This window comes from Shewanella sp. MF05960 (genome assembly GCF_050849305.1).
GTDB lineage: Bacteria > Pseudomonadota > Gammaproteobacteria > Enterobacterales > Shewanellaceae > Shewanella.
In genome coordinates this window covers 33,011-50,324 of sequence record NZ_JBOZPS010000025.1, presented here as the reverse complement: position 1 = coordinate 50,324, position 17,314 = coordinate 33,011, and the positions used below count along the sequence as shown (strand labels likewise).

Below are 17,314 nucleotides of genomic sequence, written 5' to 3'. Positions count from 1 at the left end.
AACGATTATTCATTGCGAAGGTGAAAGTTACCGACGCAAAACAGCGCTCAATAAGAGCAAATAAAATTCGGTGTCAACCGGCCAAGATAATTGACGCGGAACCGGCCAAGTTAATTGACGCTAGATATCTTTGATTAAACGCACCATTTTCACCATTAAATCAGCACTGTTTTTTATGGCCGTATTAGCCACGAGCTCACTAGTGATGTCGTTCTTTTTAATATCACGATTTAAAAATGCCTCAACATCACGATCTTGACTGTATACAAAGTCTTCATAAGGCTTTGCCCAGGTAACGAGCACTTGCGCACTTTGTTTATCAATAGCGTATTTGCGGATCATCATCATGGCTGTTTGTGCCGCTTTAAGCTCATTAAAACAATAGGTGTGCATATTGCTACGCTTAACAGCTAACATAATGATATTAAATAATAAAATGTTAGATTCAAATTGAATAGGGAAGTTAAAAAAAATAGCTCGGTGCTTTTAAATATTACATTTTTCACGGGTTAAACTCTGTTCAACCGAATGAACAAATTTCGCATATTGGTATAATGAAATTGGCCTAATTTAAATAAAACAGCTCATAAATTAGGTCTATAGCTGTAATCCACACCCATTCAAAACGACATAAGCTATTGATAATATTTAAAATAAATTTTATCCTTATTTTTAAATAAAATTAACGAGCAACCTCAGTTTTTTGGGATTTTAAGAATACTTTATCACTTTACTCAAAAATATAGTGGATGTAGGATGATATAAATCAATAACTTGGGCAGCCGACTTTATCGGGTGAGCCTTTCATAAGCAGTTAACAATATGGTGGTTAAATGAAGATTGATGGCGTAATTGTTTCCTGCTGTTTTGCACTCGTTTTAGTCGGTGTTATCTTCGGAATTAATCTCAATGTGGAAAATGATGTATTGATAATAATCAATGGCTTTTCTACTACTCTTTCAGCCTTAGCAACTTTATTTGCAGCAATTGTAGCCTTGTATGGTCTTAATATTTGGCGAAATCAGTATGTATTTTCAGAACGATTTAAGGCATTTTATGAATTAGAAGAAATTGCTATAAATGCTCTTGATTTAGCTTCACGATATAATGGTATCTACTGGGATGAACATAGTACATTGAAAACACCACCAGTCTATAAAAACCACAAGCAAGAACGAACTTCTTTATCTCAAGAAATGCGAGAAAATATTTGTTCTTATTCACGGAAGGTAGACTATGCTAAATCATTACTCACCGAAAAAGAGCTAACCCAATTTAAGTACGATTTTATCGACTATGAGCGTAATGTATACGAATTGTTTCAAACCCTTGATAAAGCATATGAGACTGATGGGCAAGAACGAAGTAAACTAATCAGTGAATACCACAGTAATTATATTATCTTCTCTAAAGGCATAAAGAAGAACCTGAGATCAATCCGAGATTCGTAGGAAATATTATTAAAAAGAGAGTTACATATCCATCCATATTCCAGCACCTTCAGCAAAAAGTTGAATTTTGCCATTTTCACACTTGAATTGATGCACTTTACCTGAGTAGTTTGTATAACTAACTTGAACTGAGTAATTTGACTTACTCACGGTTCTGAATCTGGGTATATCATACATAGTTATTGCATTTATATTTGCTATACATGATTCTGCGGAAATGCTTGAAGTGTTTGTTGATTGCGTTGAGCTAGAATTTGGCGTTGGTGGATTATCATTTGAACCACTGAGAACATAACTAATTAAAACGAACGCACCTCCGATTGTCCAGAAAATATTCTTCTCAGACTTCCCTGTAATTGGGAGTTTAATTCTTTTACTTTTGTTACCATTTTTTACAAAAAGGGTATAAAAAAATTCGTAGGTTTTACTATCCATTGTGGCGGTTGCGTATTGACCAGTAGAAAATTTCAGCTCTATAAAGTGCTTTTTTCTTATAATCTCCAAAGTTTTTATACTAGTTATCTCTGAGATAGGAAGCTCTTCTGTTTTAAAAGTTCCGTAGACCAGCTTGTCATCTTCAATAGACCACTCTGATATTTTAAAATCACCTTTAATAAATTCCATTGATTTCATTTAAATTCCTTTTAAATCATATTGTTAAGTTCAACACAAGCTCTAGAGAGCATACTAAAAGTACTATATTTGGATGAATTTACGACCTACTACTCTTTAAAATAACGATATAAATCGATTTTAAGTCCATTGTGTCGGTTGTAGCAAAAGATTTTGCAAACTTTGTTCACTCTTTTTAACAAAAGAAACAGTTAAGATTAAATAAAAATAGGACTTCCAGAATGAAATTTAAAATCAAAGTCTGGTGATTGGATAAAATCAGCTTCAATTTCAGCGAAAAAGGCTATTCTCTCATCTATTTTTTTTCCTGCTATTTGCTCTGCCAAGTCCAGATAATCTTGAAAATGTCGGGCTTCTGAGCGTAATAAAGAAATGTAAAACTTACCAATTTTTGGCGGTAAGTTAGGTGCTATTTTCGCAAATCTCTCACAAGAACGTGCCTCTATGAATGCTCCAACAATCAATTTATCAATCAATGTTTCAGGTTCGTGATTGCGGATATGCTTGATCATAACTCTGGCATAAGAAGAAGCCGCTATGGTTTCATAAGTAAATTGATTATCTTCAATAATTTCTAAAACTTGATAAAAATGATGAAGTTCTTCCCTAATGAGTAAAACCATCTTATCAATCATATCTTGACCAAACTTGCAGTCTGGACGTGGTTCAAGGTTAATTGATAATGTATTTTTTGCCTTTAAAGTATCTAAACTGCCGACCAGCTTATAAGCATATTGATTGTAAGGGTCTATAAGCTTTGCAACTTGCCCTGCCCCATCATCATCTAATACATATCGTTTTAATAACAGAGCGGCACTTTGAGCAGCTTTTAACTCACAGATTAGGTGGTCGCGTAACAGGATTGATAAATTTTCAGGTTTTTTTGCTTCTTCAATCCAAGCTTCTGGTGTCGAACACTTTAAAAAAGCGTATATCGGTTCTAATAATTGTTGGTTTGTCATTTGTTGCATTCAGTCTCTTTGAGCATTAATAGAATTTTAACACGGAAAAAGTATAAATTTGTCGATAAAAAGTAAGGATTTTGGTTCAGATATTTTATCTTGTTATGCAGATATCAACATTATCTAACCGAGGCTGTGCAGTTAATGTGCTTTTGTATTGCACATATTGAGGTGGATAAAAAAGTCAATAGCAATCAATCGCTTACATAAACACGCTAATTATTCTGACTAAATTGAGTATTTTTTTCGCTCACAGTTGCAATGATCAATCAGTAAAGCCGTTAATTGTTCGGGCTGTTTAGCGAGCTCAATCCAACTGTTTGGGGTTTCACAGCCTAGAAATTGATTAATTGGCGCGAGTAGTTGCTGCATTTGTATATCGATCCGAGTCTAACATTGAGGTTCATTTTACCGTTTTGATGATCTTTTCTGAAGCTGAAATCGTAATACAACTTGACGAAAGTCTATTTATGTTCAATAAATAGACTTAGCATTGGGAATTTAACGAAACATTAACACTTTAATTGATGACTCCGTTAACCAATGTCTTCAATCTCCTTAAAGAGAACCTCTGGTTGGGATGAGGTGATAGCTTAGCAACAGACAGTAAACAGTTTTTATGTTTAGCTTTTATCAGTCTTTTGCAAAGTGTTGTGAGCTGATTAAGGCGATTGATAATGAGCTGTAGTCAGTTCGTCTGTAGTTTGGCGAGCTAGGTCGAAAATGCTAAACAAGGATAACTATAATGGTACTAAATCACTTAATGGGGCTTTACACTCATCCAAAACAAGAGTGGCAAACAATTGAAAAAAATCACGAAGCACTGAAAAGTAGCTTAAGTCATGTGTTACTTATCGCGCTAATTCCTGCAGTATGTTCATACTTTGCTACAGCCCATATTGGTTGGCATCCTGGTGTGGGCGAGCCACTATTTTTAACCTCTAAAAGCGCAATGTTTATGTCTATTGGGATGTACTTCGGCTTGATTGTTGGCGTATTGGCATTAGCTTATTTGGCATTTTGGATGGGAAGAACGTTTGATGCAGATCCCACATATACTCAAGCACTAGAACTTGCTGCATATACTGCTACCCCATTGTTTATGGTCGGGTTATCCGCTTTATATCCTGTTCTTTGGTTTATTATGGTGGTGGGGTTAATTGGATTGGCTTACTCGGTATACCTGCTTTACGCTGGGGTACCCATTATTATGAACATACCCGAAGAAAAAGGCTTTATTTACGCAAGCTCTGTAGTTACTGCAGGGTTGGTACTATTGGTCGCTTTAATGGCTTCAAGTATCATTTTATGGAGTGTGGGTTTTGGCCCTATGATGCAATAAAACCCTAAATTCTCGATATAAAAAAGGCGCTGCTAGCGCCTTTTTTGATCGTACTATTTATCAATTGTACTCACTATGCGAACGTATCGCGCAGTGGCACCGTTAAGTTAAAGACTAAATGTTCTGCACTTGAGTCTTTACTATCGGCGCAAAAGTAACCTTCACGTTCAAATTGATAGGCTTTTTCAGCTTCAGCGCTCACGAGGCTTGGCTCAACTAAACCATTCACAACAACTAAAGACTCTGGATTAATCACTTCATCCACTGTCTCAAATGCTGCTGGGTTTTCATTGGTGAATAAACGATCATAAAGACGGAACTCAGCAGGTTTAGCCGTGCTAGCTTCAACCCAATGGATAACACCTTTTACCTTACGGCCGTCTGCTGGGTTTTTACCTAGCGTGTCAGCATCGTAAGTACAGTAAATAGTTGTGATGTTACCTTCAGCATCTTTATCACAGCGTTCAGCTTTAATGATGTAAGCATTACGTAAGCGCACTTCTTTGCCTAAAACAAGGCGTTTGAAGTGTTTATTGGCTTCTTCTTTAAAGTCTTCAACATCAATAAACAGCTCGCGACCAAAAGACAGCTCACGCGTACCCATCGCTTCATTGTTAGGATGTGCTGGAGCCGTGATTTTTTCAGGCGAGGTATCAAGGTAGTTTTCTATAACCACTTTAACAGGTCTTAATACTGCCATTGCACGTGGCGCATGTTCGTTTAATTCTTCACGAATACATGCGTCCAACATACCGACTTCAATCAAGTTTTCTTGTTTAGTCACGCCAATGCGTAAGCAAAATTCTCGAATAGAAGCGGGTGTATAACCACGACGACGTAATCCAGCAATAGTTGGCATACGCGGGTCATCCCAGCCATCAACCAATTTGCGAGTGACTAAATCGTTTAACTTACGCTTTGACATCAAAGTGTATTCAAGATTTAAACGAGAAAACTCATATTGACGTGTGCGATTAGGCGCTTGGAAATCATCTAAATGATCGAGTACCCAGTCGTACAAACGACGGTTGTCTTGAAACTCTAATGTACAAATTGAATGAGTGATATTTTCAATCGCATCTGAAATACAATGCGTGAAGTCATACATTGGATAAATGCACCACTTGTCACCTGTTTGATGATGATGAGCAAAACGAATACGATAAATAATCGGATCGCGCATACACATAAAAGGTGATGCCATATCAATTTTGGCACGAAGCGCACACTCACCTTCTTTGAACTCACCCATGCGCATTTTTTCAAATAGCGCGAGGTTTTCTTCAGGGCTAGTGTCACGGTATGGGCTATTTTTACCCGGCTCTTTTAATGTGCCACGGTACTCACGTGTTTGTTCGCCATTTAAGAAGCAAACATAAGCCAGACCTTTTGTGATGAGCTCCACTGCATACTGATGCAATTGGTCAAAATAATTTGATGAATAACGAATATCGCCAGACCATTGAAAGCCTAACCAACGCACATCTTCCTGAATAGACTTAACATAGTTAATGTCTTCTTTTTCAGGATTAGTATCGTCAAATCGTAAGTTACATTGACCTTGGTAATCTTTTGCAATACCAAAATTTAAGCAAATAGACTTAGCGTGTCCAATATGCAAAAAGCCGTTAGGTTCTGGCGGAAAACGAGTATGAACTTGGCTGTGCTTACCGCTACTTAGGTCTTCGTCTATGATATTACGAATGAAGTTACTAGGACGTACTTCGGTGTCCACATGACTCATGGAATTCCTCTTGGCACACAATGGCAATATGAATAAAAAACAGATGATCCTACAGATCTTCAGCAGTTACAACTACTAGCGAGGAAAAAGATCGTCAGATAAACAAAAAACATCAAATCACTCCAATAGAACCTGATTAGAAGGCTGTTTTCTTTCTTGAAAAGTAAAAACCCAGCTAGGCTGGGTTTTTAGTTTAACGTTAACTGTCCGACAATGGTTATTCAGTCACAATACGGATCCCAGGAATAATCTGTTGAGCTTGTCTGCCTTTTTTACTTAACCACATGTAAAAAGCAACTAATGCCACCGCAAAGAATCCAATCCAACTGGCCGACTGTAAAGGATGCAGAGTAAACGTCGCACCCTGATAGATAACTGTAGCTGAGCCGTATGCTAATGAAAACGTCCAAATTGCTGCAAATCGAGCCCACTTAGCGCCAAACTCATTAACTAAAGCCCCCATTGCAGCCACACAAGGTGTATAAAGCAATATGAACAATAGATATGAAAAAGCGGCTAACTGGCTTTTAAAGCCACTCTGTAACGCGCTAAAGGTTGAAGTATCAACAGACAACTCTGCTGCAGCTTCATCTAAATCAGTAATACTCGCTATCGCAATAGATAATGGATCATCTGGCTCAATACCCAATAAATTGGTAGGGATTGTGGCTAGACCAACTTTAACGCTATCCCATATAGACAGCATTTCTTCTTCATCGCCATCAGCAGTGCTATATAAACTGTTTAATGTACCTACCACCGCTTCTTTGGCAAATATACCGGTAATAATACCCACAGTGGCTGCCCAGTTGTCTTGTTCAATGCCCATTGGTGCAAATAGCGGCGTAACTTGTTGGCTGGCGACACTTAATAATGATTCTTTACTGTCTTCATGGCCAAAAGAGCCATCTGTACCAATTGCATTAACGAAGTTAAGCAAGGTTACAACAATAATAATGGTTTTGCCTGCGCCCATAATAAAGCTTTTAGTGCGCTTTGTAGTGCGAGAGAACACCGCTTTGGTTTTAGGCATTTCATAACTTGGAAGTTCCATTACCACTGCGCTGCTTGTACCTGGTAATACTGTTTTACGTAATAGTAACCCAGTGCCAATAGCAGCAAAGATACCAATGATATACAGAAGGAACACTAAGTTTTGACCAGATTGCGGGAAAAACGCTGCCGCAAATAACGCATACACTGGCAAACGAGCACTACAAGACATAAACGGGGCCATCATGCCTGTCACGATGCGTTCCCGTTCACTGCCTAGGGTTCTGGTTGCCATAATTGCCGGTACTGAACAACCAAAACCGACAATCATAGGTACGAAAGCTTTGCCAGGTAAACCGATGCGACGCATTAAACCGTCCACCACAAATGCTGCTCGGGCCATGTAACCAGACGCTTCTAATACCGATAATGCTAAAAATAACGCCGCGACTACCGGAATAAACGTTGCAACAGTCTGAATACCTTGGCCAACCCCGCCAGCTAAAATGGTCACTAACCAATCAGGCGAGCCCATTGATGCTAATAACGCACCAAAGTGATCGACAAAAATTGACCCTGCTGTGATATCGAAGAAATCAATAAATGAGTTACCTACGTTAATACTGAATAAAAACATTAAGTACATAACGAACAGGAATACAGGAATACCCAAAACCGGATGCAACACCACTTTATCTAATCTATCAGAAGCACTGATGTGCTTTCCTTGGTTTACTGAAGATTCAAATACTTTTTGCACATAATCATATCGCGTCGTCGCGATCATAATTTCAATATCTTCGCCATTTTGCTCTGCACGTTGAGCACATTGCTGCACGGTCTCGTGTAGCTGTACTTCACTGGTACCACAAGCATTACCATGACAGTTAGCTAAAATAGATAAGGCTTGACCCCGGCTAAGCGTTGGTAGGTCTTGACTATCATTCTGGTTCTGTAACGCATTGATACTGGCTTCAATATCGTCAGAATATTGCAGGACTAAAGGTATTGTTGCCTCGTTGCTGTTTAATAAGGTCAATACATCTGATTGTAATTGCTCAACATCAGCTTGATTACGAGAACTGATGGCAATAACAGGACAACCTAAACGGCTAGACATATCTGCAACATTGATATTGATGCCCAGCTTTTTGGCCGCGTCAATTTTATTAATAACAACAATAATCGGAATACCGAGCTCACGCAGCTGAGTCGTTAGGTAGAGATGACGCTCTACGTTTGTGGCATCAACAAGGTTCATAATGGCATCAACTTGTTGATTGGCTAAATAGTTTTGAGCAATTTGTTCATCTAAAGAACAATCACAACTGTTGCCGGCTGGCAATAAATCATAGATGCCGGGTAAGTCGGTGAGAGAGATTTCAACGCCAGAGTAATTGAATTTACCGGTTTTCTTTTCGACGGTTACGCCAGACCAGTTACCCACTTGTTGATTGGCACCAGTGAGCGCATTAAAAAGGGTCGATTTACCCGCGTTTGGATTACCTACCGTGACGCAATGGAATTGTTTAGTCATTAGTTATTACTACCTCAATGATATCGGCTAAATCACAACGCATACATAATTTACTGCCACGTAAATCTAATTCAACCCCAGATCCCATCGGTGCTCGGCGAATAAAAGAAAAATGTGTATTGGGTGTTATGCCCATTGATAACAACTTACGCTTTACGGTTTGCGGTAACGTTAATTGACCGATTTCAGAGATAATGGCGCGGTCACCTGCTTTTAGTTCACTCAGCTTCATGTAACATATACCTTCAACAACATTATTAACGTCTGAAATTTTATCTGAGCTTAGCCGGCGAAACTCGAATCTAGATCAAAGTTTTACCTGCTAACGAGAATAGTTTTCACTTGTATTACGTATTATGTGACAAATGCCCAATAGAATACAGTGCATGATGCAATTTATTTTCTATTTATGCGTAATATGAATGCACAATTACAACCTTTGCGACGTTAATAAACCTAAGTAACAATCATCAAACCAAGTGCCATTTATGCAACTGTGTTGTCGTAATGTTCCCTCCAAAATAAACCCGACTTTCTCAAGAACGCGCTGTGATGCAATATTTTCACTGGCACAAATGCCAAAAAATTTATGCATGTTATATTGTAAAGATCCCCAATCAATAACAGCGCGTAAGCTTTCGGTGGCAAACCCCATACCTTGCTGGGATGGCGCAATCAAATACCCTACTTCTGCGCGCTTTAGCAATAAATCATCACACCTAAAACCTATTAACCCAACAAATTCGTGGGTATCAAGACGCTCAATGACTAAAGATAGCCATTCACCAGCCTCGAATGCCCAAGGCTCAATGCGCTGAGCAAAAATAGCTTTGATATTGTCTTCACTCTCTACTGGGCGAATGTATTGTTGTACTGATGTATCTAAATGCAATGATAGAAAATCATCCCAATCCGCTAAGGTCAAATTACGTAACACCACTTTATCGGCGTATAACATTGCTTGCATAGTTAGCCTTCATGATTCTAAAAACGATTTAACATCCATAAAAAATGGCAGCCTAGGCTGCCATTTCCTCAATTAATGCATTAAGCATTAACCACGACTAGTCACTTCAAGTAAGTGATAACCAAATTGAGTCTTAACTGGGCCTTGAACAACATTTAACGGGGCACTAAATACCACCTCATCAAACTCTTTGACCATCATACCTGGGCCAAAAGAACCCAAGTCGCCGCCTTGAGCGCCAGAAGGACAAGAAGAGTTTGTTTTAGCGACATCTGCAAAGTCCGCACCGGCTTCAATTTGTTGCTTTAACGATTCGCATTGCTCTTGCGTGCTAACGAGTAAATGTCTTGCTGTTGCTTGTACCATATAAAGGCTCCTAAAAAATATTCTCAATTAAAAAATAACACTAACATAATGACACTAAGATGACACCGCAGGCTTGTTGATATGTAAAGGTTAAATAACCTAGAAAATCAACAAGACCTTAAGCACTCTATTCTAAACCATTATTTGGCTGATTCGGTTTTTATCCAAGTCGCTATCTTATTTTCCATTACGGCCATTGGTAACGACCCCGTAGTTAATAGCTGATCATGGAAACCTTTTAAATCAAACTTATCACCTAATGCTTTTTCAGCATCGGCACGTAAACGTAAAATCGTCAATTGACCCACTTTGTATGACAAAGCTTGACCAGGGATCGCCATATAGCGCTCTACTTCAGCGACGATATCAGACTCAGCCATTGGCGAATTGTCTTTCATGTATTGAATAGCTTGCTCACGGCTCCAACCTTTTGCGTGCAGCCCGGTATCAACCACTAAACGCATAGCTCTGAGCATTTCATCAGAAAGCTTACCAAAATATTGATATGGGTCATTGAACACGCCCATTTCAATTCCTAAATATTCTGCATACAAAGCCCAACCTTCTTCAAAGGCAGTATATCCTTGGAAACGTTGGAACTGAGGCACATCCGTTAATTCTTGTTTGATAGCTATCTGGAAGTGATGACCTGGAGCGGCTTCATGTAACGATAGCGTTGTCATTCCCCATTTAGGCTGGGCTTTTAAATTATACGTATTGATATAAAAAATACCCGGACGAGATCCATCTACAGCCGGAGATTCATATGAAGCACCTGCAGCCGATTTCTCCCTAAAGGCTTCTACAGGTTTAACGATATAATCGGCTTTTGGCATTACATCAAAATATTGAGGTAAAACCGCATTAATCTGATCTTTAATAGTCATATAACCATCAATCAAATCTTGTTTATCAGTAAAAAAGTATTGAGGCTCAGAAGATAATGAAGCAAAAAATGCAGTTAGATCGCCTTTAAACCCAACCTGTTCTCTGACCTTGTCCATCTCTGATAAAATTCGAGCGACTTCAGACAAGCCTATTTGATGTATTTCATCTACAGGCAATGTTGTGGTTGTATGGCTATTGGCCAGTTGTTGATACCAATCTTTACCATTTGGTAACCCCCACCAACCATCTGATGCTCTTGCATTTGGCAAATATACGTCATTAACATATTGACGTAACTGAGCTAAAGCAGGCAGTAACTCTTTTTCAATCACAGTTTGATATTGTTGAGTCAGATCAGATTTTTCATCCGCACTAAAACTCTCTGGCATCAAATTAATAGGCGAATAGAATAAGCTGTTCTTCGCACCTTCCACTAATTGAGCATCTAACTGGGGAATGATTCTTTCAACTAACACTCGAGGAAGTACGACTTTACTTGCTATACCCTCATCCATACGTTGTTGAGCTAATTCTGTCCATTTAATGAATCCACGAAGCCTTGATAACCAATTTTTATAATCTTCTACCGTTTTAAATGGTTGTGCACTTTCACCCGTTCCCAATTGAACCATGGTAAACACGGTACTATAAAACTGATTAATGGGTAAAAAACGTTCTGGATACGTTTCGCCAATAAGCTCCATGTTGCGATCATACACAAACATGTCATAGCTTAATTTAAGCGGAGCAGATAATTGTTCAACATCTATTGATTTGGCTAAATCAAAATAACGGCTATTGAGTTGATGACGTTCGGTTAAGTATGCGTCAGTTAATGAACCACCAAATTGGTCGTTATAGTCGTTAACCCCAACAAAAGTAGCATAAATAGGTTCAAGCTTTAGCTGGTCATTAAAAAAAGCATCGACCATCGCCAAGTATTTTTCGGAAGCAGTTTGTTCAACAACCAAGCTCTTTGAAGCGCTTTGGGTATTGTTTACTTCAGGCGCAATAGTATTATCTGAACACCCTTGAGTGGCGATTAATAATGACACAGACAATGCCAACATCGTTTTTTTCATTGTTATTATTCCTTAACACATTCACACAGGGTTATAGGCTCACGCTGAAGGACACAGAATTAAGTCCATCTGTAAGCAATTTAAAAACTTGGATAAAATCATGACTACATTGTATCTATGCAGCGCATCACTTGAAACTAAACTTATTCAAATACACATAAATTAACAATTTAGTACACAATCCATGAGCAACCACTAAATATCAGGCAATAAAAAAGCCCCTAAAAAGGGGCTTTTTTTACTAGCACTAGTCGTTAAAGCGTGACGTTGTGAATACGCGCTTTTTCTTTAATATAAGAAATATAGCTTCTTGCACTACGTTCAGTCTTCTTATCATTGGCAGCAAGAACTGCACGATTATAAGCTGACTTGTACTTTTTCAAACTGAGGTATGCTAAAGCTAACTCAAACTGAGCTTCGCCAGGGTTATCAATCCCTGCATCAAGTGCTTTTTTGAGCACTGGAATTGCATCATTGAATTTTTGTTCTAAAGCTAAGATACGACCTTGCTTTAAGAATAAATCACCCTTATTGCTAACAGCAGCAGCTTTACCGTAATAGTAAGCAGCTTCTTTTAGCTCTTTAGCATTATGATAAAAACCAGCAAGAGTAGATAAACTCTTCTCGTTTTCAGCAATAAGACCTGACTTCATGTGCTTTTCAAAAATTGTTGCCGCTTTGTAAGGCGAACCTTTTTGCGCTAACAATTGAGCTAAACGAGTAATGTTACCGTCTGTCTCTAAAAAGCCATTTTTATAAGCCAAATCATAAGTTGCTAATGATTTATCATAATCTTCAGTCATTAAGTAAAACTGAGCTAACTGAACCCATAGACGCTTGTCGTCTTGGAACAAAGGAACCATAACTTCTAATACTTTTACGGCTTCTTTGTACTTTTTCTGGTTAAAGTAAGCAGTTAACTTCATCTGATACAGACCTTTATCAGGTGCTTCAGCTAAAGATAAACCCTTATCAGCTACTTGCAGTACTTTGTTCCATTCTTTCAGTTCAGTGTGAGCAATACCGATTCGGCGATACATTTGCGCATCAGCTTTACAGGTAAAGTCCATCCACTTGTAATAGTATGGAATCGCTTCTTTAAACTTTTTTTCCTGTAGTAATAAATCCGCATACAAACGCATTGTTGCAGCATGATCTGTACCACCAAGAATATCAGCGTTTACAGCAGTCTTTAAATACTTGATTGCTGTACCCATCTGACCTTTTTCAGCGTAGAAGTTACCTAACATACGATCAACATAAGCTTTGTCGAAATCGTTTTTAGCATTAGCTTCAAGCAATATTGAAATGGCTTGATCTAAATTACCTTCGGTATACGCTTCAAAAGATTTTTGTACTTTTTTAGCTGCACTTTCGCCTACTGCACGAGATTGACGCTTATCAATCTCACACTTTTCAGCTGCAAATGCAGAACCAGACAACATTGCACTTGTACAGACTGAAAGTAATAACGCTGTAGCGATACTAGTAACTTTACGCATTATCTACCTCCCTTCTCTAAAGTAAAATCAAGTTGTACTGTCATGCCAGCTTGTCTTAATGGCTTACCATCAACAATCTTTGGCTTATATTTCCACTTCTTCAATGCGCGAATCGCTTCACGATCGAATAAACGCTTAGGTTCAGCTTTGATAACAGATACATCATCAACACCACCTAGTTCGTTGATAGTAAAGGTAAGTTGAACCCAACCCTCTTTACCATCTCGAGCTGCAGCAATTGGATACTGAGGCTCAATACGAACGATAGGCGTAGCATCACCATCACGGGTCATCATATTGCCTAGCTTGAAACCTGTACTTGGACCACCAGATTCAATCCCACCCATATTGAACGCCAAGTTGGTGTCAATATTAGATGATGAGTCAGGCGGAGTAGTATCCGGCTTCGGTGGCTGCTCCGGTGGTGGAGGTGGCTTAGGTGTAACCCTTGGTTTTTTCTGTGCCTTCGAATCCTGTTTATCCATCGTAATTTCAATAACAGGGGATTCCGCTGAATCGCCGTTGCGCTGCGCACCGCCGCCGACTAGGAAAGCCATGAAAGCAAACAGCCCAAAAGTCACTGCAGCACCAATGATTATTGATACGAGTGCTCTTAGCATATTACTCATTCCCCGCTGATACTGAAATTTTGTCAATACCCGCAGCTTTCACGTTATCAAGCACTTTAACAACTAGACCATGTAAAGCGTCTTTGTCTGCTTGAATCAATACAGCTGCTTCAGGTGCTTCAGCTAACATACGTTCTACGTTAGCGGTTACACGTTCGATATCAACCTGACGGTTTTCCATCATAATGACGCCAGTTTTGCTGATGCCAATAAAAATGTTTGCCGATGGTTTAGACGTAGCCTGTGACGCTTTAGGCTTGTTGTAGTCTAAGCCAGATGGCTTAACAAACGATGTGGTTACAATAAAGAAGATCAGCATGATAAACACGATGTCTAGCATCGGGGTCATATCAATTTGAGCTTCCTCTTCCATACTGGAATGCTTCTTACGTGCCATGTTCAATCTCTCTCTAGTGGTGAGGCATGCTGTCTTTTAGCTTTTCTAAACTGATTCTCATTTTTGAGTCTAAACGAGTGCTAAAGAAAACACCCGATAGCGCTGCAACCATCCCTGCCATAGTCGGCATAGTGGCCATAGAGATACCAGCGGCCATTAAACGAGCATTACTCGTCCCCTGAACTGCCATCACATCGAATACTGAAATCATACCGGTTACGGTACCTAATAAACCAATCATTGGACAAATGGCTACTAGGGTTTTGATTAACAGCATACGTGCATTCAAATCTTGCTTCGCTTGGGATACCCAAGCTTCACGGATACGGTGAGCATGCCAAGAAGTTGTTTCTTCTCTTGCTTCCCATGAGGCAATTACTGCTTGATGTTGTTTAGGTGATATCCAATTTAGATACCAATAACGTTCAAGCATTAACACCCACATTAGGAATAGCACTGCTGCAACCAACCAGAGGACATCGCCTCCGGAGGCCATGAAGCCCCTGACGGAATCCCATACGTCCATCAGGATTAGCATCATTAGTCAGCCCTCTTCTCAGCATGTTCTGCAATAATACCAGCACTTTGTTCTTCAAGAACTTGAACAATAGACTTACTACGCGCAACAACGATTGCATGCAATAACATTAACGGTAATGCAGCGATAAGACCTTGAACCGTAGTGATAAGCGCCATAGAGATACCACCAGCCATCAATTTAGGGTCACCAGTACCGAATAACTGAATTGATTGGAAGGTTGCGATCATACCGGTAACAGTACCTAGTAGACCCATCATAGGTGCGATAGCAGCGATAACTTTAATAATAGAGATACGCGCTTCTAAAGCTGGCGTTTCTTTTAGAATAGCTTCATCCAGTTTTAACTCTAATGTCTCAACATCAACATCTTTGTTAGACTGGTAAACTTTCAAGATACGGCCTAGAGCATTGTTACCTGGGTTATCGATGTTCTTACGCTGACTATTCACTTTACCGCCAATAACAGTAAGTGTAACTAAGCGCTCAAGAGCAATTAATGCACCTAATGCAAGTAGAGCCAAAATAATATAACCAATTGTACCACCGGCTTCTAAACGGTCTTCAAGGCTAGCCTTGTTAGTGAAGATGTTTAGTAACACGCCACGTGCAGGGTCGATATAGAAAGGAGCATTACCAGATGTGGTATTTTCCCATGAACCGACTGCACTCACTTGGTAACCTTCAGGCTGTTGAGATAACTCTTGAATCAAGCTTAATTCTGGCTTGTAAACAACATATTTACCTTCAGCAGTTAAGTTAAACGGACCAACACGGTGAATAGAAGTATTCACAACGTTACCGTCGATGGCTGTAACTGCACCATCAAACTTAACGACTTTACCCGATTGAACCATTTCAAATAATTGAGCTTCCCAGAATTGTTCTAGTTCTTCAATTTTCGGTAATGATTTACGAGCGCCTAAGTCAGCAATAAATGTATCGCGACCTGGAAACTGTGCACTGATATTCGATGCAGCAAGTTTACCAGCGAAATCGCCAGCTTCACCTTTAACAACACCGAACATTTCACCCAAGTCACCTTGAGCAGTTTTTAAGTCTTCTTCTAACTGAGCAATTTTACGCTCGTTATCTAAGAAGGCTTGGTTTAAATCTTTACCGCGCTGTTTTTCAGCAGATAAAGCGTCTTTTTCACGCTTAAGTAGAGCAGCTTTATCGCCACGTTCTGCTTGGAATTCTCTTTCGCGTTTAGCGTTGGTTTTACCGTCATTTGCACGATCAACTTTAACTTGCTGTAACAGCTGGTCAATATTTTTCGGTGCATCAGCAGCAGAAACCATACCGGCTGTTAAAGAGAAAGTTGCAGCCACTAGCGCTGATGTAATTAACTTCTTCATTATTGTGCAGTCTCCGCAGCAGGAATTGGTAATGCGAATAGGTCTAGAGCGCCTTGCTTACGAGCAATACGAATACCTTTTGTAATATCGCGTAAGTAGCTGTCTTCTAACTTGTTCCAAGTTTTAGCGTCAGCGTCATACATCCATGCTATTTTCTGATCTAAGCTTTGTGCGTAAAGTGCAACACGACCTAGGTTGAAGAAGTCAACTAACACTTCTTTACCGTCTAAGCTTAATTTACCAGTGTGAACTGCAACGAAGCTACCGTATTCACGTTCAATGCTGTATGCATCAAGGATCAAACGGTATTTTTCAGCAAGAGTCACCTCTGCTGTATTAAGAATACTTTTTAGGTTTTCAACACGTGCTTTACGAACTTCAGTGTTGAATGGAAGATCTAGATTAACAAACTGATCTAGAGCCTCAACCATTTTAAACATTAATGGAACAACACCTTGGCGTAATTTATCAACGCCATTGATGTCAGTTTGAATTAAATCAAGTGTTTTTTGTTGATCAGCTACCAAGCCTGCAACGTAATCATTATATGATTTTAATGACTCACGTTCGTCAGCAACGCTGCCATACTCAAAAAGCATGTCTTGTGCTTGGTCAAAATATTTGTCGACTTTCTGTTGTGACGCGGCAGACGCAGCATTAAGGCTGCTATCAGCTTTTTGAACGTCAGCTAGAGGACCTGCAACAACGAAGTTGCTACCCGCTAAAGCCAGTGCGCCAACAAGTGCAGTAGCGATTTTTGTTCTATTGCTTACCTTGGACATAGTTCCCAACCAATTTGAAGTGAATTAAAAAGTTCTACTAAAGCGTAAATAACGAATGATAAAAATTTGTTATCAATGTTAATTCGACTAAGTGTGTCTTTTTCTTGTGATTGTTAGTTTTCTTCCCTTTTCCACGCCAGCTA

At 39.3% G+C, this 17,314-nt stretch carries 18 protein-coding genes; 2 read left to right on the top strand and 16 right to left on the bottom strand.

Going from position 1 to position 17,314, the window contains the following annotated elements:
- Positions 1–120: 120 nt before the first annotated feature.
- The gene (locus ACROAE_RS18905) at positions 121–393 is read right to left on the bottom strand and encodes a hypothetical protein (protein WP_432405166.1); all 273 of its coding nucleotides are present in this window, start codon (positions 391–393) and stop codon (positions 121–123) included.
- 440 nt (positions 394–833) lie between these two features.
- On the opposite strand from ACROAE_RS18905, the gene ACROAE_RS18900 reads away from it, so the two are divergent.
- Positions 834–1,451: a hypothetical protein gene (locus ACROAE_RS18900; RefSeq protein ID WP_432405163.1), complete on the top strand. Its 618-nt coding sequence runs from the start codon at positions 834–836 to the stop codon at positions 1,449–1,451.
- 21 nt (positions 1,452–1,472) lie between these two features.
- Here ACROAE_RS18900 and ACROAE_RS18895 read toward each other — a convergent pair whose 3' ends face one another.
- The 3 genes from ACROAE_RS18895 to miaE (ACROAE_RS18885) all read right to left on the bottom strand — a co-directional run bounded on the left by ACROAE_RS18895 (position 1,473) and on the right by miaE (ACROAE_RS18885) (position 3,418).
- Positions 1,473–2,084, bottom strand: a complete 612-nt coding sequence (locus ACROAE_RS18895; protein ID WP_432405159.1) for a hypothetical protein — start codon at positions 2,082–2,084, stop codon at positions 1,473–1,475.
- A 197-nt stretch (positions 2,085–2,281) separates the two neighbouring features.
- Positions 2,282–3,046, bottom strand: coding sequence for a tRNA isopentenyl-2-thiomethyl-A-37 hydroxylase MiaE (gene miaE, locus ACROAE_RS18890; RefSeq protein WP_432405175.1), 765 nt, complete (start codon positions 3,044–3,046; stop codon positions 2,282–2,284).
- A 228-nt stretch (positions 3,047–3,274) separates the two neighbouring features.
- Entirely contained in the window at positions 3,275–3,418 is a 144-nt protein-coding gene (gene miaE / locus ACROAE_RS18885; RefSeq protein WP_432405156.1) for a tRNA isopentenyl-2-thiomethyl-A-37 hydroxylase MiaE, read from the bottom strand.
- A gap of 373 nt (positions 3,419–3,791) precedes the next feature.
- Here miaE (ACROAE_RS18885) and ACROAE_RS18880 point away from each other — a divergent pair, with 373 nt between their 5' ends.
- Positions 3,792–4,388, top strand: a complete 597-nt coding sequence (locus ACROAE_RS18880) for a Yip1 family protein (protein WP_432405153.1) — start codon at positions 3,792–3,794, stop codon at positions 4,386–4,388.
- 73 nt (positions 4,389–4,461) lie between these two features.
- Here ACROAE_RS18880 and glnS read toward each other — a convergent pair whose 3' ends face one another.
- The 12 genes from glnS to ACROAE_RS18820 all read right to left on the bottom strand — a co-directional run bounded on the left by glnS (position 4,462) and on the right by ACROAE_RS18820 (position 17,171).
- The gene (gene glnS / locus ACROAE_RS18875; protein ID WP_432405150.1) at positions 4,462–6,132 is read right to left on the bottom strand and encodes a glutamine--tRNA ligase; all 1,671 of its coding nucleotides are present in this window, start codon (positions 6,130–6,132) and stop codon (positions 4,462–4,464) included.
- A 217-nt stretch (positions 6,133–6,349) separates the two neighbouring features.
- On the bottom strand, positions 6,350–8,662 hold the full coding sequence (gene feoB, locus ACROAE_RS18870; RefSeq protein ID WP_432405147.1) for a Fe(2+) transporter permease subunit FeoB: 2,313 nt from the start codon (positions 8,660–8,662) through the stop codon (positions 6,350–6,352).
- Positions 8,655–8,894: a FeoA family protein gene (locus ACROAE_RS18865; RefSeq protein WP_188739786.1), complete on the bottom strand. Its 240-nt coding sequence runs from the start codon at positions 8,892–8,894 to the stop codon at positions 8,655–8,657. Before ACROAE_RS18865 ends, feoB begins: the two co-directional genes overlap by 8 nt.
- Positions 8,895–9,092: 198 nt before the next feature.
- Positions 9,093–9,629, bottom strand: a complete 537-nt coding sequence (locus ACROAE_RS18860) for a GNAT family N-acetyltransferase (protein WP_432405142.1) — start codon at positions 9,627–9,629, stop codon at positions 9,093–9,095.
- Positions 9,630–9,716: 87 nt separating this feature from the next.
- Positions 9,717–9,995 (bottom strand): peptidylprolyl isomerase, encoded by a 279-nt coding sequence (locus ACROAE_RS18855; protein ID WP_432405139.1) that lies wholly within the window; start codon positions 9,993–9,995, stop codon positions 9,717–9,719.
- Between the two features lie 140 nt (positions 9,996–10,135).
- Positions 10,136–11,965, bottom strand: a complete 1,830-nt coding sequence (locus ACROAE_RS18850; protein ID WP_432405137.1) for a DUF885 domain-containing protein — start codon at positions 11,963–11,965, stop codon at positions 10,136–10,138.
- A 254-nt stretch (positions 11,966–12,219) separates the two neighbouring features.
- Entirely contained in the window at positions 12,220–13,467 is a 1,248-nt protein-coding gene (locus ACROAE_RS18845; protein ID WP_432405134.1) for a tetratricopeptide repeat protein, read from the bottom strand.
- Complete coding sequence (locus ACROAE_RS18840) at positions 13,467–14,087, bottom strand: energy transducer TonB (RefSeq protein ID WP_432405129.1); 621 nt, start codon at positions 14,085–14,087, stop codon at positions 13,467–13,469. The genes ACROAE_RS18845 and ACROAE_RS18840 overlap by 1 nt, the downstream gene beginning before the upstream one ends.
- Before the next feature lies 1 nt (position 14,088).
- Complete coding sequence (locus tag ACROAE_RS18835) at positions 14,089–14,493, bottom strand: ExbD/TolR family protein (RefSeq protein WP_124016392.1); 405 nt, start codon at positions 14,491–14,493, stop codon at positions 14,089–14,091.
- A gap of 13 nt (positions 14,494–14,506) precedes the next feature.
- Complete coding sequence (locus tag ACROAE_RS18830; RefSeq protein WP_011638074.1) at positions 14,507–15,034, bottom strand: MotA/TolQ/ExbB proton channel family protein; 528 nt, start codon at positions 15,032–15,034, stop codon at positions 14,507–14,509.
- Entirely contained in the window at positions 15,034–16,389 is a 1,356-nt protein-coding gene (locus ACROAE_RS18825) for a MotA/TolQ/ExbB proton channel family protein (RefSeq protein WP_432405125.1), read from the bottom strand. The genes ACROAE_RS18830 and ACROAE_RS18825 overlap by 1 nt, the downstream gene beginning before the upstream one ends.
- Positions 16,389–17,171 carry a DUF3450 domain-containing protein gene (locus ACROAE_RS18820; RefSeq protein ID WP_432405121.1) on the bottom strand — a complete coding sequence of 261 codons (783 nt, stop codon included), beginning with the start codon at positions 17,169–17,171 and terminating at the stop codon, positions 16,389–16,391. Before ACROAE_RS18820 ends, ACROAE_RS18825 begins: the two co-directional genes overlap by 1 nt.
- Positions 17,172–17,314 lie beyond the last annotated feature (143 nt).